Origin of the sequence: Psychrobacter sp. Pi2-1 (assembly GCF_904846645.1) — a bacterium.
Lineage (GTDB): Bacteria > Pseudomonadota > Gammaproteobacteria > Pseudomonadales > Moraxellaceae > Psychrobacter.
The window spans coordinates 33,221-58,754 of record NZ_CAJHBO010000004.1; the positions used below are offsets into that span (position 1 = coordinate 33,221).

The following is a 25,534-nucleotide window of genomic DNA, read 5'->3' on the forward strand; positions in this document are numbered from 1 at the left end:
TGTAAATAAACAATAATTATCGTAGTCTTATAATATAAGCGTCTACATAAATCGTGAAGCTAGCTCTTTCATAATCTCATTGGTACCGCCATAGATTTTTTGTACGCGCGCATCAGCGTATAGACGTGCGATAGGATATTCTGTCATATAGCCATAGCCACCAAACAGCTGTACGCATTCGTCGATGACTTCGCACTGTTTTTCGGTGACCCAGTATTTGATCAGTGACGCATGCGGTACAGACAGTTTGCCATCTAACATTGCATCGACTGCCGCATCACACATACTGCTGGCAGCGAGATAATCGGCATAGCACTCTGCCATCTTGAAGCGCGTATTTTGGAACTTCCAAATAGGCTTACCAAAAGCTTCGCGACCTTTTACATAATCTAGGGTTAGATTGATCGCCAGCTTCATCGAACCAACCCCTGATAGCGCAATGATGAGGCGCTCACGTGGCAGCTCTTGCATCATCTGTATAAAACCCATACCTTCTACCGTGCCCAATAGGTTGGTTTGCGGCACACGTACATTGCTAAAGAACAACTCTGAGGTATCTTGAGAGGTAAGACCAATCTTGTCGAGATTGCGTCCACGCTCAAACCCTTCTACGTTGTCCGTCTCTACGATGATAAGTGAGACGCCTTGCGCGCCTTTTTCACGGTCTGTTTTGCATGCCAACAAGATGAGATTGGCGTGCTGACCATTGGTGATAAAAGTCTTAGAACCATTGATAATGTAGTCATCACCGTCTTTTACTGCATAGGTTTTGATGTTCTGCAGGTCGGAGCCAGTGCCAGGCTCGGTCATGGCGATAGCGCCGATATATTCACCCGTTGCCATTTTTGGTAGCCACGCTTGTTTCTGTTCCTCAGTACCGTGGTCTAAAATATAAGGCGCGACAATGCCTGAGTGCACCATACCACCAAATCCCGATTGATTGGCCTCAGTCTGTGCGTAGATAAGCGCAGCCTCATGACCAAAATCACCACCGCCGCCGCCATACTCGCTTGGTATCGCAGCACACAGAAACCCCATTTCTCCCGCCTCTTCCCACGCATCGCGATCGATCATGCCGTTTTTGCGCCACTGCTCGTCTTTGGGATCCCAAGATTGGAACATCTTTAGGGCACTGTCGTGCACCATCTGATGCTCTTCGGTCATCCAGTTCGGAGTGAATTTTTCGATACTCATAATGTCTATCCTTGACAAGGTGGAGTGAATGCCAACTATATAGTCAAGTCTATATAAATCCGCTACAGCGTCATCCTCGCTAAGCATACTAATGTATAACTTGCACTCGGTTTCCTTGTATCGAAATTATATTGAACTGACTATAGCTAAGCCATTTTGTGAATTATGGTAATTTATATTACCGTTATAGATATGCTATAAATTCTTTGTATTTATTAATACATGAGTCTTATACTAGGCTACGAAAAACCACTTCGCAATCAATTAAACAAAAATGGTAATTTACATTACTTATTGATTTAATCACGTTAAACTACTGAGCAAATCATTTAACTGATAGGACGTATCAAATAGCCAATACTTTAAGAAGCGATAAATATGAAAACCTTTAATCATTCAGATAGCCTCACGCAAACTCGATCTCTAGCGCCCCTATCCGATATGCGGCCCGCAACTTTGGATAAAATTGAGCAAGCCGTTCGTAAAGTCTTTGCAGGATTTGATGCTAATGAGGTGACGATGGCGCAGATTGCAAAGTCTGCAAATGTTTCCTTGCAAACGCTCTACAAGTACTTCGGGGACAAGCAAACGCTGTTTTATACCATTATGGATATTGTGCTCGGCAGATTAGCGGCTCGGATTATGGATCACCTGCAAGGGATTGATAGCGTACAAGATCGTCTACGTAAGACGCTGTGGGTCTGCTTTGATTTTGTAGACTCGCATCCAGATGCGGTGATGGTGCTGTCTTCTGTGTCGGCCTCGCGTATACGTAATATCGCAATCTATGAAAACAAAGAGTTAATTGGCGCGTTTTTGGCGGTATTAGAAGATGGTCAAAATCGTGGGGTGCTCAATGACACTGTCCCACTGCACATACTCTTCGATGTGTTTATGGGATTTATTAGTCGACTTGGCTTAATGCATACCATTCGCCAAACAGAGACGCCATTAAATGCAGAGTTTGATGCGCTATTTGTGATTTTATGGCGCGCCATCTCTAAACCTGAAGCATTAAACAAAAAATTTAATGCAAAGAACCAAAAAGCCCCACGATAAAGTGAGGCTTTTTTATACTGAGTCTTCTAATTTATACTAAGGCTTCTTAGTCGATGAGCTTAGATTATTACACTCTTCATATACTCACAGCATTTTAGATACTGCTGGATTTTGGTAAGCCATAATCTGCATGATCAACCACATGGTTGTTTTGTTCAATCGTCAGTCGATAGCCTTTGATGATACCGTCGTATGGCAAACTGCCCTCATACTGCTGATAATGCTCGCAGATGCTGTCTTGAATCACTGATTTACGTTGAGCATCGTCTAATTTGGCAAAACCGCTAGGCAAGTGTACTTGGGCAAAACGTGAAGCCGCGCCACGAGACAGCCAGTTATCAGCACTCGTAAATGTAAAATCTACTTCCGCTCGTAAGCTATATCTAGGTAGCGTGTTAGAGTGATTCGCCAAGTCATATTTAATCTGCGCAATATCTTCTGCGAATGGTTGATATGGTATCTCAAGTACAGCAAACAGTTTTGCTAAAAACTCATCAGCGGTAAAGTGTTTGTCCATATAGCTACCATCAAGTCCAAGGAATTTGCTCGACAGTACATGGCGCAGACGGTCATAGGCAGGTATAGTATGTTTAAGAGGATAGCCCATTTGCTTGACGATATCTTGCGGGCGCAGCTCAAGCGACTCTATTTGATTGATAATATATTGCGCTAGAGAATGGCGTGGGTGATAACGACGGGTATATTTAGATGGGTTAGCAATGTGGCTCATGATATTGAACACCTTAGACTCCTGTAACTCCGACGAAAAAGTATGATATACGCCCAAATAGGCAAAAAATCAGGCACAAATGAGGTTGTCGGAGTACAGGCTCATGCGCTTTACCAGAGTTGTTTTATATCGTGCTGGAAGTTGCAAGGTTTGTTACGCTGCCATTAGACTATTGTCATGGTCGGCGATAACAAAACTGTTAAACCCACGATAGATTGTTCAACGATGATAGCACATCAGATGACAAAAAATAAATACCGATATTTGTGACCGTTTGTGAATAATTTTTTTTCACGTTGAGCACTCAATCTTAGACGTTTCGATGCGCCACTTATTCATGTGTTAACACGAGGTTCAACATCGAAATATTAGGGTTGAAGTATTAACGCTTAACGCCTAACGATTGACGTCAACGACTATTCGACCACGAACCTTACCATCCAACAACTCGCTTGCTGTCGGAATGACTTCGCTTAGTCCAATCTCTCTAGTGATTGCATCCAATTGTGTCATATCCAAGCTTGTGCTCAAACGCTGCCATGCCTCTATACGCTCATCATAAGGTCGCGTCACGCTATTGATACCAAGCAAACTGACACCGCGTAAAATGAATGGCGCAACAGTAGCAGGGAAATCCATGCCTTGAGCCAGTCCACAAGTAGCGACTAAACCATCTTCACACGTACTGGCACAAACGTTGGCCAGTGTATGACTACCAACAGAATCAATTGCGGCAGCCCATTTTTCCTTACCAAGTGCGCGTCCTGGGCTACTTAATTCAGCACGGTCAATGATCGTCGTTGCACCAAGGCTCTTTAAGTATTCTGCTTCCTCTAAGCGACCCGTAGAGGCTGTGACAGAGTAACCTTGGTTTGCCAAAAGTGCGATGGCAAAGCTACCAACACCGCCGTTAGCACCAGTCACCAATACTTCGCCGCGCTCTGGTGTGAGTCCATGACGCTCTAATGCAATTAGACAAAGCATCGCAGTATATCCTGCTGTACCTATCGCCATCGCCTGACGTTCAGTCATCGATTCAGGGAGCGGGATAAGCCAGTCACCGTTTAATCTGGCTTTTTGTGACAGACCGCCCCAATACTTTTCACCCACACTCCAACCATTTAACAACACCTTGTCGCCAGCTTTGTAGCGAGGATGATTACTCATTTCCACAGTTCCCGCTAAATCAATCCCTGGAACCATAGGAAATGTGCGTACCACAGGACTACGGCCTGTGATGGCCAATCCGTCCTTATAATTAAGCGTGCTAAATGCCACACGAACCGTGACATCGCCTTCTGGCAATTGCGTATCCTGTATCTCTGTCAAATTAGACTGATAAACATCGTCATTTTTTTCAATTAATATTGCATTAAACATGGTAGCTCCTATTTAGACCAATCGTCTATAAATGAGTAAAAAATAATTTAGACCGGTCGTCTAAAAATATAGATAAAAAATTACTTCTGTATTCCTGCTACAAAACCTCGGAAAAAAGCATCTAATGGACCAACATCTTGCGTCAACTTAGCACGCAAAACCGCACCTTCCCATCCGATCCAAAAGAAAGCAGCAAGCTCATCACAATCACTATTAGAATGTATTTGTCCTTGTTGTACTGCAAGACGCAAGCAAGCCGCTAAACGCTCCTGCCAATCAAGCAGTATGTTTTCTAACTCACAGCGAAAACTCTCAGGCAACACGACAATCTCTTGACCCAAGTTCCCTACCAAACAGCCGCGTCGAAATTCATGCTTGATCATTCCCGACTTAGCATCTTCAACAAAGTCACTAATGCGCTGCATAGGAGACACTTGCTCGTTTAAAAAACAATAATCTAACTTGCGAGCAAAATACAACGCGTACTGCCGTAATACTTCCTGTCCAAACGCCTCTTTGTTTTTGAAGTAATTGTAGAAGGAACCTTTAGGCACATTGATACGTTTGAGTATGGCATCGATACCAGTGGTCGCAAAGCCTTGCTCTATCAGCATCTCCATCCCAGATCTCAAAAGAGCTTCACGGGTATCCGTAAACTCTCGTTCAACATTAGGTGGACGCCCTCGACGGGCTTTTGGCTTAGTAATCGTCATGCATAGATATTATGACCGATCGTCTTTAATGTCAATCGATTATTTTTAGCGGTTTATTTATCCATTGGCTGCTCTAGTTTTTTGACTGTCATTGCTATCAGTCTTCACCATGATACGTCGCCTCATCCATCCAAACGATGGGATCTTCGCACAAATCAGTTAAGTGATACCAGATATCACTGCTACGGGCGATACGATGATGACCGTCTGCAAAATAATCGACTTCCCAGCTGTCAGGCAAATCCACTAAAGTTCGTCTAGCAACTGCCACATCGAGACTTTCATCATCAACTTCGACCATGACCCGCACCATCTCGATATTGATAGTAGGGAATGACAGCTTCATATCAACCACGTCAGGGATACGGTCCGCTAATACCTCATTTGGATAGATACAAGGCGCAATCAACAGCGCGCGCAAGTTGTATTTATGAGCAAAATGATTGGCAAACCAACCACCAAGCGAGTGCCCTGCCAACACCACTCGCGGGTACTGTGCGATTTTCTCGCGAATCAATGCATCATAAATCTCAAATATTTCTGCAAAATTCTCTCGATAATTGACCGTTTGACAGTATTTTGGCTCACGCGTGATACAAGTATATTTACTGGTCTTATTGCTTGAATCAAGACCATGAAAAAACAGTAAAAACGTATCATTGTTTTCGATAGGGAACATCATAAGGTTCTCCTTTTTTAATTATTATTTAGGCTTATTCTTGGTAATTTAGTTTATGAATTAAACCGATTTTTGACTAGCAACCTGCGCTTGGTACAAGCTTAAAAGCTCCTCACAAGCCTGCATTGAGATATTTCTTGCAAAGCCTTCGTTAAACCAAAAGTCATAAACCGCTTGGACAATAGCTTTCACCGCTTCTGCATTTTCTGGCTTTTGTTCTGTTAGTTTCATCGCAATGTCTTGCGCTTGTATATCCGACTCGCTATAGGGCGCGCTCCAGCCCACGCCATAACGATAGAGCACATCATTGATTGCCAATATGAATATGGCATTTGATATGCCAAATGACCCGATAAGCCTGTCAAGCATTGCACAGCGCTCTTCATAAATACTGACCTCTATCGGCATATCAGCTTGATCAAACAAACAGTCACAATTCACCATGTGCGAGGGTTTACTAAAATCATCCCACAGCAACGGATAAGTTCCTCGAATCCCGCCCTTTTCCACTACATTAAATTGCCAAATCGCATAATGAGTATCTGGCCCTTTATAAGGCACATGTACGAACCACTGCATCATCACATCACTGTCATACATAATATGAGTACTACCAATCCGCACGCCCTGCTTAGGCAGTACATCCTGATATACGCTATTTATGTCATCACTATAGAGCGTCACTTTACGTAAATTTTCATCACTGCTATCGCCCAACTTTGCTCGTGCTTCAGTTATGTTTCGATAGGGTTTAAATGGCGCTACCCATCTGAGCATCTCATTAGTATTGTTCACGAAATAAATATCATCTTCATAACTGTCTATAGAAACCGTTTCGAGGTAAAACAATGGCTGTTTTCGTATTCGGCCTTTCTCATCATTTGCCAGTGCCGTTATACCAGATAACTTTGAGCCATCCGACCATTGCATATTGTCTAACCGTTTTTGTTCAAACTGATACGTTAATGTGGTCATCGTTATATCCTTATTATTTTGATTTTGGTTGTTTAGCTGCAGTTTTTCGTTGTTGTTATATTCTGAATGCTGATTTCAAGCCAGCCGAGCCTATTCGCCATTGTTTAAATGACGTCATTATCTATAAAGTTAAGTAAATTAATCGACTTGGTAAGGTAGTAGCTTTTAATTCTGATAGGCTTTTTAGCCACAGTTTTTTGCTGTCACATCGCTGATATTTTTGCAATGTTAACGAGCTTTTTTCTGCTAAGTTTTTTGTTTATTAATAAATATGGTTTTTTAGGTTTGTACAGGCACAGAAGTTTAGGATTAAACGTAAATAACACTACTAGAAAGACTTCGCTAAGATAGCGTTTAAAAACTCAGTTAAAAAGTGAAGCGTTGCGCTCCGAGGGTTAACTGGTTTTTATCTCATGTCATTTTGCCTGACCTAATAACTATAATATAGGCTCACATAAAAATAAAGCCGATTAAAACCTTCTACGACAACTGGTGTCGCTTTTCTTTCAATGAGTTGTAGTTTAGTCGTTAGCAAGTATCCCAACGCATTAAATATGATTAACGATAGTTTCATATTACTCAAGTATCCTTACCAAACGCTCGATTAACAATCCTTATCAAAAAACAACTTCCACGATTGGCTTGGGTTTGCTATCTTGCCGCGCAACCCTTGTATTCTAATTAAACCTACCCCACTTTGACCTATCACACGTAGTATCTGCATCTGTATTGGATTTTATGACACATAACCTTGAGGCCAGCTCAAACGCTCGCCGAACTCAGTATTTTCAAGTATTTTTGATGGGCGTTAGTGCCTTTATTATGAACACCACAGAATTTGTCCCTGTGGCGCTGTTGAGCGACATTGCCCAAGACTTCTCTATTACGACGGCAGAGACTGGCTGGATGTTGACACTCTATGCTTGGATTGTCGCAGCGATGTCATTGCCGCTAATGCTATTGACCAGTCGATTTGAGCGCAAACGCTTACTCTTGGGTCTTTTTGCCGTATTCATTGCCAGTCACGTACTGTCCGTATTTGCATGGAGCTTTGACGTGCTGCTCATTAGCCGAGTTGGAATTGCGTTATCGCATGCGATATTTTGGTCGATCACAGCTGCAATCGCGATACGCGTCGCACCTGAAGGCAAAAAAGCCATGGCGCTTAGCGTACTAGCAACGGGTACGTCGTTAGCAATGGTACTGGGTGTGCCGCTGGGACGCTTAGTTGGCCAATGGTTTGGATGGCGGGCGACATTTGGCGGTATTGGTGTGATTGCCTTAGTTGTATTTATTCTACAAGCGAGACTCTTACCAACGCTACCTAGTATGTTTGAAGGATCTTTTAGAAAGATTCCAGAACTCCTCAAAAACCCTTTATTGGTCTGTCTGTACCTGCTTATTTTATTGGTCTTTACAGCGCACTATACGGCTTATTCTTATATAGAACCATTCATGCGCCAAGTTGGCAATATCAGTGAAAACGCTGCGACTTTTGTACTGTTACTATTCGGTGCAGCAGGAATTGTAGGTAGTGTGATATTTAGTCGTTGGGGCGATCGGTTCAATACCAGATTGATGCTAATATCGACCATACTGATGCTCGTGTCTATGCTTGCGCTGTTGCTAGCAGTGACCTCTGTATGGGCGCTCAGCTTTATCGCCTTACTGTGGGGCGCGGCGCTCATGCTACTAATTATCTCAATGCAAGCCAAAGTCATCATGGTCGACGTCAATGCACAAGACATGCTGATGTCGATGTTCTCAGGCATTATCAACTTAGGGATTGGTACGGGTGCACTATTCGGCGGTTATGCCGTGACGCACATTTCACTATCTAGCGTAGGGTACACAGGTGCGGCTATCGCAGTTGTGGCGTTACTCTTGATGCTATTTATGATAAAGCGTTTTCCTGAATTGAGTAAACGACTTGGCTAAATAATAAGTCGATATTAAAGGATACCCAAAAAACAGTAGTCAGTAAGTAACCGTCAGAAAATAATAAGCAGAATGCCAGCCATATAAATAGGCTGGCATTTTCTTTATGTATGAATACAACAATGTAGCCCATAAAACATTTCAAAGATTTCTTACACACTGATTGAACGAACGTTCAGGTGCAGTTATACTAATTTTATTGGACATAAGTATACTTAAACTATAAGTATATTTAATAAAGGACTGATAGGGATTAAGCACAAAAGGATGAGTGTGAAATGGATACTATTCAAAACAAGGAAGTCATTACCTACGATCTAAATTTAGTGACGATATATACTGCGAGTTTTCAACTTGTTGGAGAGCCTGATGGAATGACTCAACGAGACAGTCGAGATCAAGGAAATCAAGATAACCCTGCGCCCCCTAAGCTAGGCAGATTACACTATGCTTGGATCGTTGCTGCGACAGGCTCTGTAGCAATGTTCTGCGGACTTGGGTTAGGACGATTCGCATTTGGCATGTTACTACCGTCAATGTCATCCTCTTTAGGATTAAATTATACTCAAAGCGGAATCTTGGGATTTACCAACCTGATAGGATATCTGGTTGCGGTGCTTCTAAGCCCTTTTATTCTACCTCGGTTGGGTACACGAACGACTGCGACAGCTAGCCTACTCCTTATTGCAGTCTCTATGTTCGGTATGGCTTTTACCACCAGTTTTCCAATACTTTGCGCACTCTATGTGTTGACAGGCATTGGTAGCGGCGGCGTGGTCTTACCAATGATGAGCGTCATGTCGCATTGGTTTTTTCCTTCACACCGCGGGCTCGCTCTAGGATTGGTCATGGCGGGACCCGGCTTTGGTATCATTTTATCAGGCTTTGTCGTACCCAAACTTTTACCCATCTCTACTCTACTGTCTTGGCAAACAGGTTGGCTAATTTTTGCCGTGATTAATGTTGCGGTAGCTTGGCTTACCTTTACTTTGATTCGCAATCATCCAGATGATGTCAGCCAAAGCCCTTTTGGGCGCGCACCTATCTTGCCTGTTAAAAATAAGAAAAAGCTAGAACGTAGCAATATTAAGCTGCTCGTACATTTAGGTGTCATCTTTGCTATTTATGGCGCCACCTATATGGTTTACGTCACCTTCATTGTCACCAGTATGGTTGGCTCGTATCAACTAAGTGAAGCGACTGCTGGTGGTGTTTGGGCATGGATTGGACTGCTGAGCATATTCTCAGGCATGTTGTTTGGCTGGATTTCTGACCATATTGGTAGACGCCTTGGTCTGACGCTGGCTTTTTTCTTCCTTGCCATCGCTTATCTGTTGGTCGGACTTACTGATTGGAGTTTAGGGCTATATTTGTCCATTATCTTGTTTGGCCTAGTGGTTTGGAGTGTGCCTGTCATTATGGCAGCTTCTGCAGGCGATTATTTCGGGCCTGCGGCAGCAGCGAGTGCACTTGCGGCACTGACTTTTGCCTTTTCAGGTGGACAGGCTCTCGGGCCAGTGGCAGCAGGCTATCTTGCAGAAGCCACTGGAGACTTTAGTATCAGTTATATGATATCTGGTATCGCCGCTTTTGTAGCGCTTGGACTTGCCTTATTATTGCGTCCACAAAAACAAGCTTAATTTCAGTTTCTATAGTATTGATACTGCTAGCTATACTTTGCTATTACCGCCAGTGACATCTGTATGCGCATTTGGCCTGATTATCTTATTATGGAGTGCGGAGTTTATACTATATATAATTGGGCAGTTACTTGGGTTAAACAAGCAATATCAATAGATAAGCCTTATACTTTCAATAAAAATAACTGAATAAAAATTAGGTGCTTACAGCATAATTACATAGAAGGAAACAAAATATTATGTGAGCGAGACAGTATGATTTTTTAATACTTGAATACCCCTTTTTTATGCTCTAAAAACTTACTTAGATAAGGCAATATTCTTGCAATTTTGCAATCAAAACGATTGCTAGCTTTCTAAAAAGTGGTTACACTCGGTTGACAAACTATTACATTGATGACAAGGAAGTCGCTATGCCTCGTAATACCTCAGGTTCTAAAATTAGCCATACCACTCTCAAAATTTTTACCAAAAGCATGCTGGCTGTCAGCCTATCTATCGCTGGTATTTCTCACGCAAATGCTTATGACAGTGTCACTTTTTTCGGTGATAGCCTGACCGATGGGGGCTATTTTAGTTCTATAACTCAAGGTAACTTAGGACTCACAGAATCAGGTCAGTTCACTACCAATCCCGATAACACATGGGCGACCTCATTCGCTGAGCAGCTAGGTACCACGGCTGTTCCCATTGTCTATCTTGGAAATCAAACTGGCAATAACTACGCTATTGGCGGGGCAAGAGCCGGTGAAGAAGTTATAAATACAGATTTTGGATTTCCAGTGGATGTAGCCTCTGCCAAAACTCAAACAAACAATTATTTAGCCAATAACAAAGTAGACCCTAATGGTCTATATGTAGTATGGGCCGGTGCAAATGATTTACGTGAAGCGGCTGAAGCTGAAGATCCTGCTAATGCTCAAGCGACCATACTTGGCGCAGTAGAAAGACAGACCGAAACGATTCAGGCACTAAAAGACAATGGTGCCAAATATATTTTAGTGCCTAATATTCCTGATATTGGTTTGACCCCTGAAGCTATTGGTCAAGGACCTATTGCTCAGGCGCAAAGTACTGGCGCTACCAGGCTATACAATCAATTTATGCTGAGTGGCGTAGCGGGTACTGGTGCTAATATCATCCCGTTAGACACTTTTAGCTTATTACAACAAATCGCTAGTAATCCTACGGCTTATGGATTTACTAATATGACCACGCCAGCCTGTACTGAAGACTTGGTTACTGATAGCTCACTATTTTGCGGGTCAAGCAACCTAAAAATACCTGATGCCAACGAAACCTACTTTTTCGCTGATGGCATTCACCCGACTGGTCAAGCACATCAAATGATTGCCGACTATGCAAATGCTGTAGTCACAGCGCCTAGCTTAATCGGTGTACTGCCTCATATTGCAACGACAACCGGACTTGCAACCAATGAGCTCTTACAGTCACATGTTAACCAAATCCAAAGCAGTGAGCAAAAACCTGCCCGTACACTATGGGCCGTCGGTGAAGTCGCTAATCAAGAAATTGCAGGGTTTGATGGTGATAATAATACCCAAGTATTGCTTGGCGTAGATTTTGCTCATCCTAACTCAGCAAATGCAGTGACAGGCTTATACGGCAACATCACTCAGAAAGACTTTGAAAACTCAGACGTCGGCACAGGTTTGAGTGATATTGATCTGGGAGAGATCGGTTTTGGTGTCTATCATAGCAACAAGTTTGGTGGTTTACAAATCAATGGTGCTGCAGGATTTGGCAACATGGATGTCGATGTCACACGTGCTGTCACACTAGGCAGTAACCAACAGCAGTTTAAGTCAAATGCTGATGGCAAGCGCTTTTATGCCAACTTGCAGGCAGGCTATCCGATGCAAGTGAGCAATATTGCCGTTACGCCTTATATCGGTGCCACAGCGAGCCGCGTAAAAATTGACGGACTCAAAGAAAAAGAGATGTCTGGCATTGCTATGCAGTTCGATGAGCAGAAATACTCTACGACATATGGCAAGCTTGGTCTTAAGGCTAATCATAGCTTAATGGAGAACCTCAACTTATTTGGCGATATTCATTACCAAAAGCAGCTGAGTGACAATCGCGAAGCAGTAACCGCACGTTTGAATACGCTACCAAATATCAGCTTTGAGACGCCTATGGTCGAAACTGATGATGATAACGTTGCTATGACACTTGGCCTATCTAGAAGCTTTGGTCTATTGAATGCCAACGCTGGTGTCACACATTCACAAGGTGATGACGACGACTCAACCAGCTTATTCGTTGGACTTAATGGTGCATTCTAAATAAGTCGTTAATCTAGAATAATGGTATAGGTGGTAATTAATCGCCTATACCATTATAAATTCAAAAAAACCTCATAACCTACTATGGCTTTTGCTCTACAAGTTTTCTGCCGCACAACTTCTCAACGACAAAATCTACTATCACAAGTTCTCTAAAAATCTACTTTACCGCGCAAAGCCTTTGTCTTACCGCGCTGTGTCTTTTTATCCACCCGTTTACGTTTGGCATTTCTGCTTGGCTTGGTCGGCCTTCTCGTTTTATTAACGTAAGTGGCTTTGGTGATAAAGCTTTGCAAACGCTCAAGCGCATCTATTTTATTGCGCTCTTGCGTTCGAAACTGCTGCGCCTTGATAATCAGTACGCCTTCCTTAGTTATTCGACTATCTTTGCTATTTAGCAGTCGCTGCTTGTACTCATCACTCAGACTTGAGTTGTTAATATCAAAACGTAGGTGAATGGCAGAAGATACTTTGTTGACATTCTGCCCACCTGCGCCTTGCGCTCGTATGGCGCTGATCTCTACCTCATTATCATTGAGGCTGATATTATTATTAATGAAAATCATAGTATGCTGTTATCGAATGTGAATGGATATGGTTTATGATAAAGCATTATATAGTCAATCCTCTATAAATTAGGTACGGTGTCAGTCTCGCTTAGTATACTGCTTGTAATACTTTCACTCGGCTTCCTAGGGCGTGTCCTCATTTTAAGAATGATAATAAAAATGAGATAAATCGCAGTCAAACAAGGAAAATAGCGCAGATAATATCGAGATATTAGTCAGATATTTGACGCCATTTGGCAAGATTTAGCCATTTTTAACCCATTTAGATAACTATCGATTGAATTGAGGACACGCCCTAGTATCTAAATTATACTGAACCGACTACTTATATTTAACTATATACGGATTGGTCTGCTACTTTGCCAACAGTTGACGGCTGCGCTCAATTACAGGTGCATCTACCATCTCGCCATCTATTTTGAATACTGCCTGCCCGCTTCGGTCGTATTCTTCAATCACACGCTGTGCGAATAATAAGGCCTCATCTGTTGGTTGCAATGCTTGTTGCACAGCTGCCACTTGTTTAGGATGAATACACAACATTCCAGACATACCCATTTGTGACCATAGCTGTACTCGGGCGCTTAGGCCTACTTTATCATTGAAATCAGGATAAATAGTATCGATAGGCGGCGATAATTGGTGCACTTTTGACGTCAGGATTAGTTGATAGCGGATTTGATTGGCGATGATATCTGCGGCAGGTGTTCCTACTTGTACTTGCAAATCATTGCACAAATCTAAAAATCCATAACTAAACGCGGCCAAGCCGACTGCTTTTGCCATACTATCGATTTGATACAATCCTATCGCACTCTCAATCAGTGCAATCACGGGTAAATTGGTAAGCTGATGTACGTTATTAATATCTTCTGCTTGCTCGGCTTTGGCCAATAACACGCCAGCCAAATTAGGCATCTTCTGACAGAGCACTATGTCCTTAAAAAACTCCTCGCTACCTGCCTTATTAATACGCACCCAAATCGGCTGATAACCTGCACTGTCGTGATATTGCTGTAATGCTTCGCGTGCGGATGCTTTATCCTCTGGCGCAACAGCATCCTCTAAATCGACAATAACCGCATCTGCACCACTAGCAAAGGCTTTCGCTACTCTATCAATGCGAGTCGCTGGCACAAACAGCCATGTTTTATTTTGAGAAATCGTTTTTATTTTATTGTGGATAATTGAATCCATGCGTGACTCCATTATATTGTCCAAGTAGCTATTAGCATATTTATTATGCCACTATACAGCTGATGCTCATTTAAAATTAGCAATTTATTCGATAGTGCAAAACCAAGATTACTTAGACATTTTATTAAAAAATAAATCAAAAAAACCGCATGAAAATAAATTTCATGCGGCTCTTGAGTCTAATGCAGTTTTGAACAATTACTTTCTTATCTAACCTATGTCTTATAGATTAGCTAATTAAGCTAGCATGCCACCATCGACAACGATAGTCGCGCCTGTGGTATAGCTTGAAGCGTCCGACACTAGATACAATACGGTACCAGCCATTTCGTCAGGTTCAGCCACGCGTCCTAGCGGAATCGAGTGTAATGCCATTTTTAAGACTTTATCGTTAGTAGTCAATGCAGAGGCAAACTTAGTATCCGTCAAACCTGGCAATAGCGCGTTGACACGGATATTAAGTGGACCACATTCTTTAGCAAATGCTTTGGTCATGCTGATGACTGCCGCTTTGGTAATTGAGTAGATACCTTGCTTATCGCCTGCTACTAAGCCGTTGACCGATGCGGTATTCAAGATGACACCGCCACCCTGCTCTTTCATCATTTTGCCAGCAGCAGTCGACATAAAGAAGTAACCACGGATATTAACTTCAACCGTTTTATCAAAGGCGGCTAAATCTGTATCTAAGATATGACCATAGTAAGGGTTAGCTGCAGCGTTATTGACTAAGATATCAATTTGACCAAATTCACTTTTGATATGCTCAAAAATTGCGTCAATTTGCTCCATGTCTCCTACGTGACAAGCAAAAGCACTGGCCTTATGACCGTCAGCTTTGATGCTATCAGCGACTGCTTGGCAAGCATCGATTTTTCGGCTTGAGACAATCACATGTGCGCCTCTTGATGCCAATAGACGAGCAATAGACTCACCAATACCGCGGCTAGCACCAGTTACTAGAGCAACCTTACCGGTTAAATCAAATAAATCTTTCATCGTTATTCCTTATATTTTTATAAACTTTATATTTTCAATAATTTTTGAGCGCTGAACTCATGTATCTAAAACGTGTATCTAAAATCAGATAACTAAACGCAGATAATCGCTGTCACAACTAACAGCGATTATCGAGCACTAATGAACTGAACAAAGAGCGCTCAACGATCACGGTTACGCTAGCATACCACCATCGAGTGTAAAGGCATGACCGTTCATAAAGCTGCTTTCATCGCTGGCAAGCCATGCAATTGCACTAGAGATTTCACTGACGTTTCCTAGGCGGCGCAGTGGACTGGCCTTAATCGTTGCTTGCTGCGTACGCTCATCCATCGTTGCCATGGTATTGCGTACCATCGGCGTATCAATGAAGCTTGGGCATACCGCGTTAAAGCGGATATTGGCACGAGCATACTCATGAGCAGCAGATTTGGTCAGACCCATAACCCCATGTTTAGCTGCACTATAAGCTGAGATCATAGGCGCTGAACGCAGACCTGCAATAGATGCGACATTAATCACATGACCACCGCCATTAGGTATCATACAATTGACCGCAGCACGCATACAGTGCCAAACACCCTTTAAATTCACTGCGATATTACGATCAAAATCATCATCGCTTAGCTCATGCATTGGTGAAGGCTTGTGGTCGATACCAGCGTTGTTTACTACAACATCTAGGCCACCAAGCGTTTCTACTGCAAAGTCAAACAACGCACGTACTTCATCACCACTGGTCACGTCTACTTTTTTGAAGACGATACTGTTGCCAGCGTCTTGACCTTGTTTGGCAACTGCTTCGCCCATTTCTTCTGCCATATCACCAATGACGACTTTTGCGCCACGACTGGCCAGCAACAATGCACTGGCTGCACCGATGCCTGATGCACCGCCCGTGATCAAAATTCGTTTGCCAGCTACATCTGATGCAATTCCGTTTGTATTCAGTGTCATGATCTATCCCTCTACCTTAAGTACTAGTTTGCCGAAATTTTCACCGTTAAAGAGCATCATCAAAGTATCTGGGAACGTCTCGATACCTTCAACGATATGATCTTTTACTTTCATATCACCTGACTGAATCCAGCCAGCGATATCCTTCATTGCGATTGGATATTCTTTGATATTATCGAACACCACGATGCCTTCCATGCGAGCACGATTGACCAATAATGATAAATAGTTCGATGGGCCTTTTACTGCTGTGGTGTTGTTATATTGACTGATAGCTCCGCAAATAACGATACGCGCATGTAGATTAATCTGGGTAAGCACGTCATTTAAGATATCTCCGCCTACGTTGTCAAAGTATACATCGACGCCGTCTGGGCAAGTTTTCTTTAGTGCTTTTTTCACATCTTCATTTTTGTAATCAATCGTCGCATCAAACCCAAGCTCATCGACCAAGAATTTGCATTTCTCAGCGCCGCCCGCGATACCAACGACACGGCAGCCTTTAATTTTGGCAATCTGACCGACCAAGCTACCAACCGCACCAGCAGCTCCTGATACCACTATCGTCTCGCCTGCTTTTGGCTGACCCGTTTTTAGCAACCCAAAATATCCTGTCATCCCCGGCATACCGAGGACGCCTAAGTAGTAAGACAGCGGCGCTAGACTTGGATCAACTTTATGTAGACCTGTACCATCGCTGACTGCATATGACTGCACGCCGTCGTGACCTGCGACATAGTCACCTACTGCAAATTTCTCATGCTTACTTTCAATCACTTCGCCCACAGTACCGGCGCGCATCACTTCACCAATTTGTACTGGCGCGATGTAAGATTTGGCATCGTTCAACCAACCACGCATCGCCGGATCGATAGAGATGTATTCAACCTTGATCAGTAGCTGACCATCAGTAATCGTCGGTATTTCTGTCTCGGTATAATCCCAAGTTTCAGCGCTCGGCTCGCCTACTGGTCTTGCTTTTAGGCGCCATTGTTTATTTATCTTTGTCATGTCTCTTTCCTTAGAGTTGTCCTTAGAACCAGTCCGCTTGCATATCAGTGCAAACTGAATTGGTGTTGGTTAATAATTCGATGTCGCGTTTAACTAATGGTAGTTCCCAATCGATGAAGTATTTGGCTGCTTGTATCTTGCCTTTGTAAAAGTTTTGCTGCTCGACATCTTGCGTCGTACTTAGCAGCTGCTCGGCTTTACTGGCTTGGCGAATCCAAATCCAGCTCAGTACAATTGAGGCAAAAATATTCATTAGTGCTTGAGCATTACCAGTCAATGTCAGTGCTTCTTCTGTCTGCAACACTTTGCCCAAATGCACGAGCACTTCATGCAACTGACCCATATAAGGCATCAGCTTGCCTGCAAGTTGCGCGCTCTCAGGCGTAGTGATGCTTTCTAAATCTTGTGTAATTTCACGTTTTAGGATTTGAATGCCTAACCCACCTTTTTGCCATAACTTACGGAATGACAAATCTAGCGCCTGCACACCGTTTGTGCCTTCATGGATAGGATTTAGACGATTGTCACGCCAAAACTGCTCAGCCTGATATTCACGTGTATAGCCTGCGCCGCCCAATACTTGAATACCCAAATCATTGGCTTTTGGACCATATTCAGATGGCCATGCTTTTAGCACTGGCGTTAGCAAATCTAATAGTTCAGTTAGCTCATTTTTTAGTGTTTCGTCTTCACAGGTATTGATACGGTCAATTAGGTTTGAGCCATATAAGCATAATGAGATGCCGCCTTCAGAATAAGCTTTTTGTGCCAATAGCATGCGCTTTACGTCACCATGCTGAATAATGGCCGTTGCATCATCTTCAGGCTTATTGTTTGGCGCAATGCGACCTTGTGTACGGTCTTTGGCATAATCTAGCGAATACTGATAGCCGCGATAACCAATCATAGAAGCACCAAAACCAACTGCGATACGTGCTTCATTCATCATCTTGAACATATAACGCAAGCCAAAATGCTCTTCGCCGATCAAATAACCATAACAATCGCCTTCATCGCCGAAGCTCAATGCCGTAGAAGTCGCACCTCTATAACCAAGCTTATGAATCAGTCCAGTCAGATGTACATCGTTACGCTCGCCAACAGACAAGTCATCGTTCAAGCGATACTTAGGCACGGCAAATAAAGAGATGCCTTTTACGCCACCTGGACCACCTGGCACTTTGGCCAATACCAAATGCACGATATTGTCAGATAGCTCATGATCACCTGCTGAAATATAAATCTTGCTGCCCTTGACGCGGTACGAGCCATCGTTTTGTTTTACCGCGATGGTTTTGATATCGGCAAGCGATGAACCTGCATGTGGTTCAGTCAGTGCCATGGTGCCGGTGAACTCACCTGTCAGCATACGCGGCATAAAGGCTGCTTTGATATCATCGCTAGCAAAATGCGAGATAACGTTGATTGCCGCAGTGGTCAAAAATGGATAGGCAGTCGTTGATGGATTGGCTGCCATAAAGTAGCCTGCCACAGCAGTCATAACCGTCTCAGGTAACTGCATGCCACCATCTTCGAAGCTATAACGACCTGCGATAAAGCCAGACTCACGGAACGCATCAAAAGCGACTTTTACATCGTTTATCATGCTGACTTTTTTACCATCGAACTGCGGCTCGTTCTTATCTGCGATATGGTTGTGTGGTAAAAATAAATCTGTCGCAATCTTATTTGCCGTCTCTAACACAGCATCAAATGTCTCGCGGCTATGTTCTGAGAACTTTGCGTGCTCGGTGAGTGATTCTGTGCCTAGTACATCATACAATTGGAAAGGTAATTCAAAATCGTTTAGGAGGGTATCTGCGGCCATAGTATTCTCGTTAACTGATTAAATGTGGTTATCAATTGATATTAGTCTAATTTGACACCTGTCCGTATTGTCATTTATGACATAATTATGGTTAAATAAGACATAAACAGAGTATCTAACCAGTTAAAATCAACCAAATAATGGCTATTTTGGTCAGTACAGCAAAGGAAAAGAGTGACTTATGCCCTATTTCAAACCTTTTAAAATGATTATTCTTGGCTTTGATGGTGTACTTGGCAGTGTGCTCTCTGGCGCATTGGACTTGTTTTCATTCACAGGGGTCAGCTGGCAACGCTTTTCGAATGAGTCTGTAGAACCACGATTTAATGTGCAGATTGCAAGCTTAGGTGGTGGCGATATTAGGTGCAGTAATCGGTTAATCATGCAAGCCCACTGCGATATTCGAGACGTAACAGAGTGCGATTTATTGCTCGTACCCACTATTGGCGACTCTATTGATAAGGTATTGACGCAAAACAGTGAGCTATTGCCACACTTAGTACGGCTTGCGAATACCAAGGCCGATATAGCAAGCAACTGTAGCGGTGCATTTTTTTTGGCAAAGGCGGGATTATTAGATCATAAGATAGCCACCACACACTGGGGCTATGCCAATAAGTTTAAGGCAGATTTTCCATTGGTGGATCTACAAGAGAATCAGTTTGTGACCCATTCAAGAAGCGAGTCAACAAACCAATCAGGCAATATATTTTGTGCAGCTGGCGGCAGCGCCTTTTATGATTTGGGGCTATTATTGATAGAGCGGTACTGCGGACGTGAGATTTCTACACAGGTGGCAAAAACCCAAATTATCGATAGCAAAAGAGGTAGTCAAAATAGCTATACCAATGTGACCTTGCACAAGCCACATTCGGATCATTTGATTAAACAAGTACAAGAATATATTGAAGAAAACTTTCAGCATTCTTTACAGGTCAGTAGTTTAGCCGCTATGGTAAATATTACCCCGCGCACTTTAAACAGGCGCTTCCAGTCCTGCGTGGCGATGCGACCGATTGAGTATATTCAGGCTGTCAGAATTGAACAAGCCAAACGCTTACTTGAATTAGGCGATGTATCGATAAAGTCGCTTGCCGATCAAGTAGGTTATGATGATATCTCTTCATTCACGCGTCTATTTAAACGCGCGACAGAGCTGACGCCTAAAGAGTATCAAGATAAGTTTTCGCGGTTGGCTATTTAAAAAGGACAGTGATTAACGTTTAAGCAGTCTGCCACAAGCCTTCTACTTGGATAGCATCAGCTTTAATAGTTGGGTAATCGTTAAATGATAACTGATAGCCACCATCTGTATTAGGTATAAGCTGGCAAGTCGCTCCCAGCGGAAAGCTGTATTTTTTGCCGATATGACCAAAAGGCATACCACTATATATCAGCAATCCTGTTAATTCATGCAGCTGACGAATGACTGTGGCGACATCATAACGTTTGTCATAGCTGTCCTCGCCCGTACCAGACAATGCCCCAAATACAATCGCTTGCTGCCCTTTGAACACACCTGCGAGATATAAGTCATATAACATGCGCTCAATACGATACGCCTGCTCGCCGACATCTTCTAAAAACACAATGCCGCCATCGATACGCGGTAAGTACTCACTACCTGCCAGCGCCGATACGACACTTAGGTTGCCACCCCAAATCGTACCAGTTAATGGTTTCGGCTCACCCTTTGTCAGTATGACAGGTAGCTGCTGACTGGTTAATGAAGCATCTTGTATGCTGATAGTTAGATTGGGATTGGTTAGTGCTTCAACAAACTGCTGACAGCTGACTTTATCGGGCGCGGTTTTACCAAATTCGCTATAGAGCATTGGCGCGGCAAGCGAGCTCATTGACCCTTTTGCCAATAGCGCACACTGAATAGCCGTTACATCGCTAAAGCCTGCGAGTATCGTGCCACGCTCCTTCATAATCCGTCCTAGCGTCGCCCAATCCACCATAGGCAATATGCGCATGGCACCGTAACCACCGCGCACACCTAGCAGCAGCTTTGGCGCGGCTATTGCCCCAGTGGCAAGATTTTGAAAATCGCTAGCACGCTGTGAGTCCGTTCCCGCAAAGCGTAAATACTGACGATTGGTAATAGCAGGATTCTCTACTTTAAACCCAGCGCAAGCCACACGATCTAATGCCAATTGATTACGCTCATCACTACCACCAACGTTAGAGCTAGCAAAAAGTCGCGTCTCAATCATAGCCGTGATACAACCTGTCTGCGTCAATAATTCCTGTGACGTTTGTGATGATGAGCTATCATCCAATAACGAAGTTGGCAGATCATCCTTGGTCAGCTGCGTACTATGACCAGACTCGATAGGACTGGCTGCCAGCGCTTGAGACATACCTTGGCTCGCTAGTACTGCTGTGCCTGCACTCACACCGATTCGACGTAGAAACTGCCGACGGTTTAGCCCAGATGTTGTTTCAGTTGCACGATTATTTTTATCATCTTTCCATGACTGACGCTTAATCCCCATATCTTACTGCTACCTTATCGCTTTTATTTTTATGATTTTTTTAAACCTTATGACAGCATATTGTAGACGCTTTTCTGACATTGATGGTTGCCTGATCTTTACCGATATTTACTTTTTCGCTACTGAGACACACAATATAGGTCGACTAGATTTGTTACTGTAAATACAAATTCATCGCAAAAAACAAAGGGTAATAATTATGTTTAATAAAAAAACCGATAAAAACAAGTCACTTGATTCTAATTTGGAATACTTGCTGGGCAAAGAAGACAAGCTGAAAGAAAAGTTAGAGGACAACGGCTACCTTGAGCCGTTTAGTGATGATTTAATGCTATTTATGAGTCTTGTCAAAGACTATTACAAAGGTGACTACCGTAAAATTCCTTTTAAGACAATCTCAGCTGGCGTTATTGGTACGCTCTATGTGCTAAATCCAATTGACCTCATTCCTGATTCTATTCCGTTTATCGGCCATATCGATGATGCGTTAGTACTTAAATTTTGTTTAAAGCAGGCCCGAAAAGATCTGCAAAAATATAAAGAATGGAAGCAGGAACAATCAGCTACTAAGGATAAATTAGAAGATAAGAACGACACGGATAAGACTGATAACGATAAAACTAGTAGTGATCAGAAAGACAGCGACGAGACTGGTACGAATCTGAAGAAAGCCTCATAAATATTAATACTTTCAGCGATTAAAAACTGCACTATCGAAAAAGCCACAACCGCGAATTAATATTTCGGTCGTGGCTTTTGTTATTTTTGACTTATTCAATACTATATTTTAATCAGGCACTTCATAATTGGCTTTTTCTGGGTTAAGACCAAACGAGTAAACGAATGTCGCAACGAGGCTGTTGACAATAATGAAAGGTAAATCAATCGCAGCATGACCAAGTGCATAGCGACCAAGCAGCCAAGAGACGATCAACATGATAATAAAGAATGCACCCAAATATGCCAAAATCGCAGGATGTTTCAAATTATAAGGCTGCTCAGGCGTCGGTTGTTTGTCTAATACATACGTTCTTACCGCCCAACCAGCTGCATAAGAGAGTCCACCTAACACCACGTAACTAAAAAAATTCATATTGCTTAACTCTAATGGTATGACTGTTTATAACAAAATACTGTCTATGCAAATATCATCCACCAACAATGATATTTATAGTCGATACTTATCCAAGTACTATCGTTAATGCTTATTTAAATACTATCATCAACATTATCGATAACAAGATTGGCATGTGGATTGGCTAAAATATCGGTATTCACCTCATCGCACTCTACACGGTAGATCGTGTTGGCGCCTCGATAAATGTACGACAAGTACTCACTGTCTAAGAGCGGATCAATATTTGCGTAAGCTGGTTTGACATGAGCCAGTACAAGCACTCGATCAGGACGACCAATGACTGCATCGACATTGTCTGGATCGATAGAGAAAAACTGCGGTATATCGCTATTTTCAATCACTTCTAACGGCTCTGGAGTATCCCAGACGCGCTTAGCAGTGACGGGCTCTTTCATCTGCATCACCCAAGTGTCATCTTGCTGGCTGACCTTTATCTGAGCAGGCTCATCTTGACTCACCGTATAACAACCTTCAAAGACAGAAAGATCTGCCGCAACTTCGGTATCTGCTTGAAGGCTAGTATCACTACAAGCGCTCAGAAAAATCGCGCTGCTAGTAGTTACACTGAGCATCAGATACGTCAGTCTCTTATTAAATAAATTCGAGCGTAAGGACATAATGGGGTTATCCTGCAATCATGCATTAAAAACTTTTATTAAGTGTACTATTATCAAAATGTCACTAGATAGCTGTATAAGAAAAATGCGCTTAGGCATCTTGGTAGCAAAGACAGCTCAGTCATTAAAAACCAGTGGCTTTCAGTGAGCTTCGCTATTTTAACAGAAAACTAGGACGTTACTATTATGTTATAAGTTACCGTAACGGTTTTCTGACTTTGTGCGTCACGACTGCCCATATTTATGATAGATTTGCTATACTCACAACGTCATCATCATCGTTCGAATAACGTAAACGAGATGCTCTAGTACTACCCTATGCTTACCACTTATCAGGTCCATACTCTTTTATGTCAGACAACCGTAATTCAATGCCAAACACTCATAAAGACAACGCGATTGATCCATTGGCTGCTAAAACAAACACCACTGTGGCCTATACTGATGGTGCTTGCAAAGGCAATCCTGGCGCTGGCGGCTGGGGCGCACATCTTATATTTAGTGATGGCAGCACACAAGATTTATACGGCGGCGACAAAGAAACCACCAATAACCGTATGGAACTAATGGGTGCGATACAAGCCCTGACGCATAGCCCGCATGAGCATACTCTTGAGATTTGGACTGACTCCAGTTATGTCAAAAAAGGCATAACTGAATGGATTGAAGGTTGGAAGAAAAAGGGCTGGAAAACTGCCAGTAAAAAGCCCGTCGCCAATCAAGACCTATGGCAACAATTGGATAAGCTCTGCCAACAGCGTGATGTTAGCTGGCATTGGGTCAAGGGTCACGCTGGACATGCTGGTAACGAAAAAGCAGATGAGCTGGCAAACTTAGGTGTCACCTCAAACAGCGGCCATTCAGCTATAGTCAGTAAAGCAGATACGGCTAAAAAAAAAGACCACATAGCGACTGATATTAATCCTAACATTGTTACTAATACTGACACTAACATTGATACTTCGCAAAAATCATCTAGCGCTGACTGGCTAAGTTTCGATCCATTGGGTCTAGATATGATGGACGATGAGTTTGATGAAGAGCTCTTAGAACCTGAGCCGCTAAGAGAAGATAGTCAGCGTGCTGCTAACACCCTTAAAATAAATAAAGACATTGCTGTAGAATCTAACAGCCATCAAGACAATACATCCAACCCGACGAGTACCAAAGCTATGCCAGATATTCAAACGCACCTAGATGATACCGTCGACAATGATATGTTGCCAAGTGTAGAATCTGACGCCCCTAAGTTCGATGGGGATACTAGCCGTGCCAACCCACATTTTAAGCCGCTACTACCAAAGCCGATACATCGTCATGAAGCAGATCGCCAGCTTATCATGGATACAGAAACCACAGGGCTTGATGCACTAAAAGGCGACCGTATTATCGAGGTCGGTATTGTGGAGCTGGTCGGACGTAAGTTTACTGGTGAAAAGCTGCACGTTTATATCAATCCGCAGCGCGGTATGGATGATGAAGTCATTCGTATTCATGGTATCTCTGAAGCATTTTTGACTGACAAGCCGACCTTTGATCAAGTGGCTCAGTCTTTGTATGACTTTATGGACGGCGCTGAGATTATCGCTCATAACGCTACTTTTGATATGAACTTCTTAAATATGGAGTTTGCAAAAGTTGGTCTGAATGACTTTGCCAATCGAGTGCAAGTAACCGATTCACTGGCGATGGCCAAGCAGCAATACCCTGGGCAAAAAAACACGTTAGATGCCCTCGTGCGTCGCCTAGATGTTGGTAAGCAAGACCGTACTTTTCACGGGGCATTACTTGACTCAGAGATTTTAGCCGAAGTTTATTTGGCGATGACTGGTGGACAGGTCACGCTTGCCATCGAAGAGGATACAGATACCGATGGCGGACAAACTGCTCATGCAAGTTTCGCCAATTTAGCGAATTTATTACTGGCTTCAACATCGAATGAAACTGCTGACCAAAGCTGGTATGCCGCTTTGGCAGACGATTATCCTGCCCTAAAAGCTAGCATGTAATTGTCGTTCGAATTTTTATTGAACCGACATTTGTATAATTTAGTCTTGATTATTATGATAGAAAGCGTTAAAACATCACTAGCTAATACTT

General features: G+C 42.9%; 22 protein-coding genes. 7 read left to right on the forward strand and 15 right to left on the reverse strand.

The genetic code is table 11. From position 1 onward, the window contains the following. Positions 1-42: 42 nt before the first annotated feature. Positions 43-1,194: an acyl-CoA dehydrogenase family protein gene (locus JMX91_RS03770; RefSeq protein WP_201547730.1), complete on the reverse strand. Its 1,152-nt coding sequence runs from the start codon at positions 1,192-1,194 to the stop codon at positions 43-45. A gap of 378 nt (positions 1,195-1,572) precedes the next feature. On the opposite strand from JMX91_RS03770, the gene JMX91_RS03775 reads away from it, so the two are divergent. Further along, a complete protein-coding gene (locus JMX91_RS03775; RefSeq protein ID WP_201547731.1) occupies positions 1,573-2,253 on the forward strand; it encodes a TetR/AcrR family transcriptional regulator in 681 nt (226 codons plus the stop codon). A gap of 94 nt (positions 2,254-2,347) precedes the next feature. Here JMX91_RS03775 and JMX91_RS03780 read toward each other — a convergent pair whose 3' ends face one another. From JMX91_RS03780 to JMX91_RS03800, 5 genes are all read right to left on the reverse strand, one after another. Further along, a complete protein-coding gene (locus tag JMX91_RS03780; RefSeq protein ID WP_201547732.1) occupies positions 2,348-2,983 on the reverse strand; it encodes a hypothetical protein in 636 nt (211 codons plus the stop codon). 396 nt (positions 2,984-3,379) lie between these two features. After that, positions 3,380-4,363, reverse strand: a complete 984-nt coding sequence (locus JMX91_RS03785) for an MDR family oxidoreductase (protein WP_201547733.1) — start codon at positions 4,361-4,363, stop codon at positions 3,380-3,382. Positions 4,364-4,443: 80 nt separating this feature from the next. Further along, positions 4,444-5,076 (reverse strand): TetR/AcrR family transcriptional regulator, encoded by a 633-nt coding sequence (locus tag JMX91_RS03790; protein ID WP_201547734.1) that lies wholly within the window; start codon positions 5,074-5,076, stop codon positions 4,444-4,446. Positions 5,077-5,173: 97 nt separating this feature from the next. Further along, a complete protein-coding gene (locus JMX91_RS03795; protein ID WP_201547735.1) occupies positions 5,174-5,758 on the reverse strand; it encodes an alpha/beta hydrolase in 585 nt (194 codons plus the stop codon). Positions 5,759-5,815: 57 nt separating this feature from the next. Continuing rightward, positions 5,816-6,730: a hypothetical protein gene (locus JMX91_RS03800; RefSeq protein ID WP_201547736.1), complete on the reverse strand. Its 915-nt coding sequence runs from the start codon at positions 6,728-6,730 to the stop codon at positions 5,816-5,818. Between the two features lie 738 nt (positions 6,731-7,468). Between JMX91_RS03800 and JMX91_RS03805 the strand changes: the two genes are divergently transcribed. From JMX91_RS03805 to JMX91_RS03815, 3 genes are all read left to right on the forward strand, one after another. Then, on the forward strand, positions 7,469-8,668 hold the full coding sequence (locus JMX91_RS03805) for a sugar transporter (protein ID WP_201547737.1): 1,200 nt from the start codon (positions 7,469-7,471) through the stop codon (positions 8,666-8,668). Between the two features lie 278 nt (positions 8,669-8,946). Beyond that, a complete protein-coding gene (locus JMX91_RS03810) occupies positions 8,947-10,308 on the forward strand; it encodes an MFS transporter (protein ID WP_201547738.1) in 1,362 nt (453 codons plus the stop codon). A gap of 413 nt (positions 10,309-10,721) precedes the next feature. Continuing rightward, entirely contained in the window at positions 10,722-12,617 is a 1,896-nt protein-coding gene (locus tag JMX91_RS03815) for an autotransporter domain-containing protein (RefSeq protein WP_201547739.1), read from the forward strand. 152 nt (positions 12,618-12,769) lie between these two features. On the opposite strand, the gene arfB is transcribed toward JMX91_RS03815, so the two are convergent. The 6 genes from arfB to JMX91_RS03845 form a co-directional block, all read right to left on the reverse strand. Beyond that, positions 12,770-13,183 carry an alternative ribosome rescue aminoacyl-tRNA hydrolase ArfB gene (gene arfB / locus JMX91_RS03820; protein WP_102091188.1) on the reverse strand — a complete coding sequence of 138 codons (414 nt, stop codon included), beginning with the start codon at positions 13,181-13,183 and terminating at the stop codon, positions 12,770-12,772. A gap of 357 nt (positions 13,184-13,540) precedes the next feature. Further along, positions 13,541-14,383: an HpcH/HpaI aldolase/citrate lyase family protein gene (locus tag JMX91_RS03825; RefSeq protein WP_201547740.1), complete on the reverse strand. Its 843-nt coding sequence runs from the start codon at positions 14,381-14,383 to the stop codon at positions 13,541-13,543. A gap of 237 nt (positions 14,384-14,620) precedes the next feature. Then, on the reverse strand, positions 14,621-15,382 hold the full coding sequence (locus JMX91_RS03830) for an SDR family oxidoreductase (protein WP_101205627.1): 762 nt from the start codon (positions 15,380-15,382) through the stop codon (positions 14,621-14,623). Positions 15,383-15,556: 174 nt separating this feature from the next. After that, entirely contained in the window at positions 15,557-16,339 is a 783-nt protein-coding gene (locus JMX91_RS03835; protein ID WP_102078818.1) for an SDR family NAD(P)-dependent oxidoreductase, read from the reverse strand. A gap of 3 nt (positions 16,340-16,342) precedes the next feature. After that, on the reverse strand, positions 16,343-17,350 hold the full coding sequence (locus JMX91_RS03840) for an NADP-dependent oxidoreductase (protein WP_160021292.1): 1,008 nt from the start codon (positions 17,348-17,350) through the stop codon (positions 16,343-16,345). A gap of 22 nt (positions 17,351-17,372) precedes the next feature. Next, entirely contained in the window at positions 17,373-19,178 is a 1,806-nt protein-coding gene (locus JMX91_RS03845) for an acyl-CoA dehydrogenase (RefSeq protein WP_160021293.1), read from the reverse strand. Positions 19,179-19,359: 181 nt separating this feature from the next. On the opposite strand from JMX91_RS03845, the gene JMX91_RS03850 reads away from it, so the two are divergent. Next, positions 19,360-20,382 carry a GlxA family transcriptional regulator gene (locus JMX91_RS03850; RefSeq protein WP_114700239.1) on the forward strand — a complete coding sequence of 341 codons (1,023 nt, stop codon included), beginning with the start codon at positions 19,360-19,362 and terminating at the stop codon, positions 20,380-20,382. A 19-nt stretch (positions 20,383-20,401) separates the two neighbouring features. On the opposite strand, the gene JMX91_RS03855 is transcribed toward JMX91_RS03850, so the two are convergent. Next, the gene (locus JMX91_RS03855; protein WP_201547741.1) at positions 20,402-21,679 is read right to left on the reverse strand and encodes an LD-carboxypeptidase; all 1,278 of its coding nucleotides are present in this window, start codon (positions 21,677-21,679) and stop codon (positions 20,402-20,404) included. Between the two features lie 199 nt (positions 21,680-21,878). Between JMX91_RS03855 and JMX91_RS03860 the strand changes: the two genes are divergently transcribed. Next, positions 21,879-22,358, forward strand: coding sequence for a YkvA family protein (locus JMX91_RS03860; RefSeq protein WP_160021296.1), 480 nt, complete (start codon positions 21,879-21,881; stop codon positions 22,356-22,358). Positions 22,359-22,466: 108 nt separating this feature from the next. On the opposite strand, the gene JMX91_RS03865 is transcribed toward JMX91_RS03860, so the two are convergent. Beyond that, positions 22,467-22,772 carry a hypothetical protein gene (locus JMX91_RS03865; RefSeq protein ID WP_201547742.1) on the reverse strand — a complete coding sequence of 102 codons (306 nt, stop codon included), beginning with the start codon at positions 22,770-22,772 and terminating at the stop codon, positions 22,467-22,469. Between the two features lie 116 nt (positions 22,773-22,888). Then, a complete protein-coding gene (locus JMX91_RS03870) occupies positions 22,889-23,434 on the reverse strand; it encodes a hypothetical protein (RefSeq protein ID WP_227679256.1) in 546 nt (181 codons plus the stop codon). A gap of 350 nt (positions 23,435-23,784) precedes the next feature. Between JMX91_RS03870 and dnaQ the strand changes: the two genes are divergently transcribed. Beyond that, on the forward strand, positions 23,785-25,443 hold the full coding sequence (gene dnaQ, locus JMX91_RS03875) for a DNA polymerase III subunit epsilon (protein ID WP_201547743.1): 1,659 nt from the start codon (positions 23,785-23,787) through the stop codon (positions 25,441-25,443). Positions 25,444-25,534: the final 91 nt, after the last annotated feature.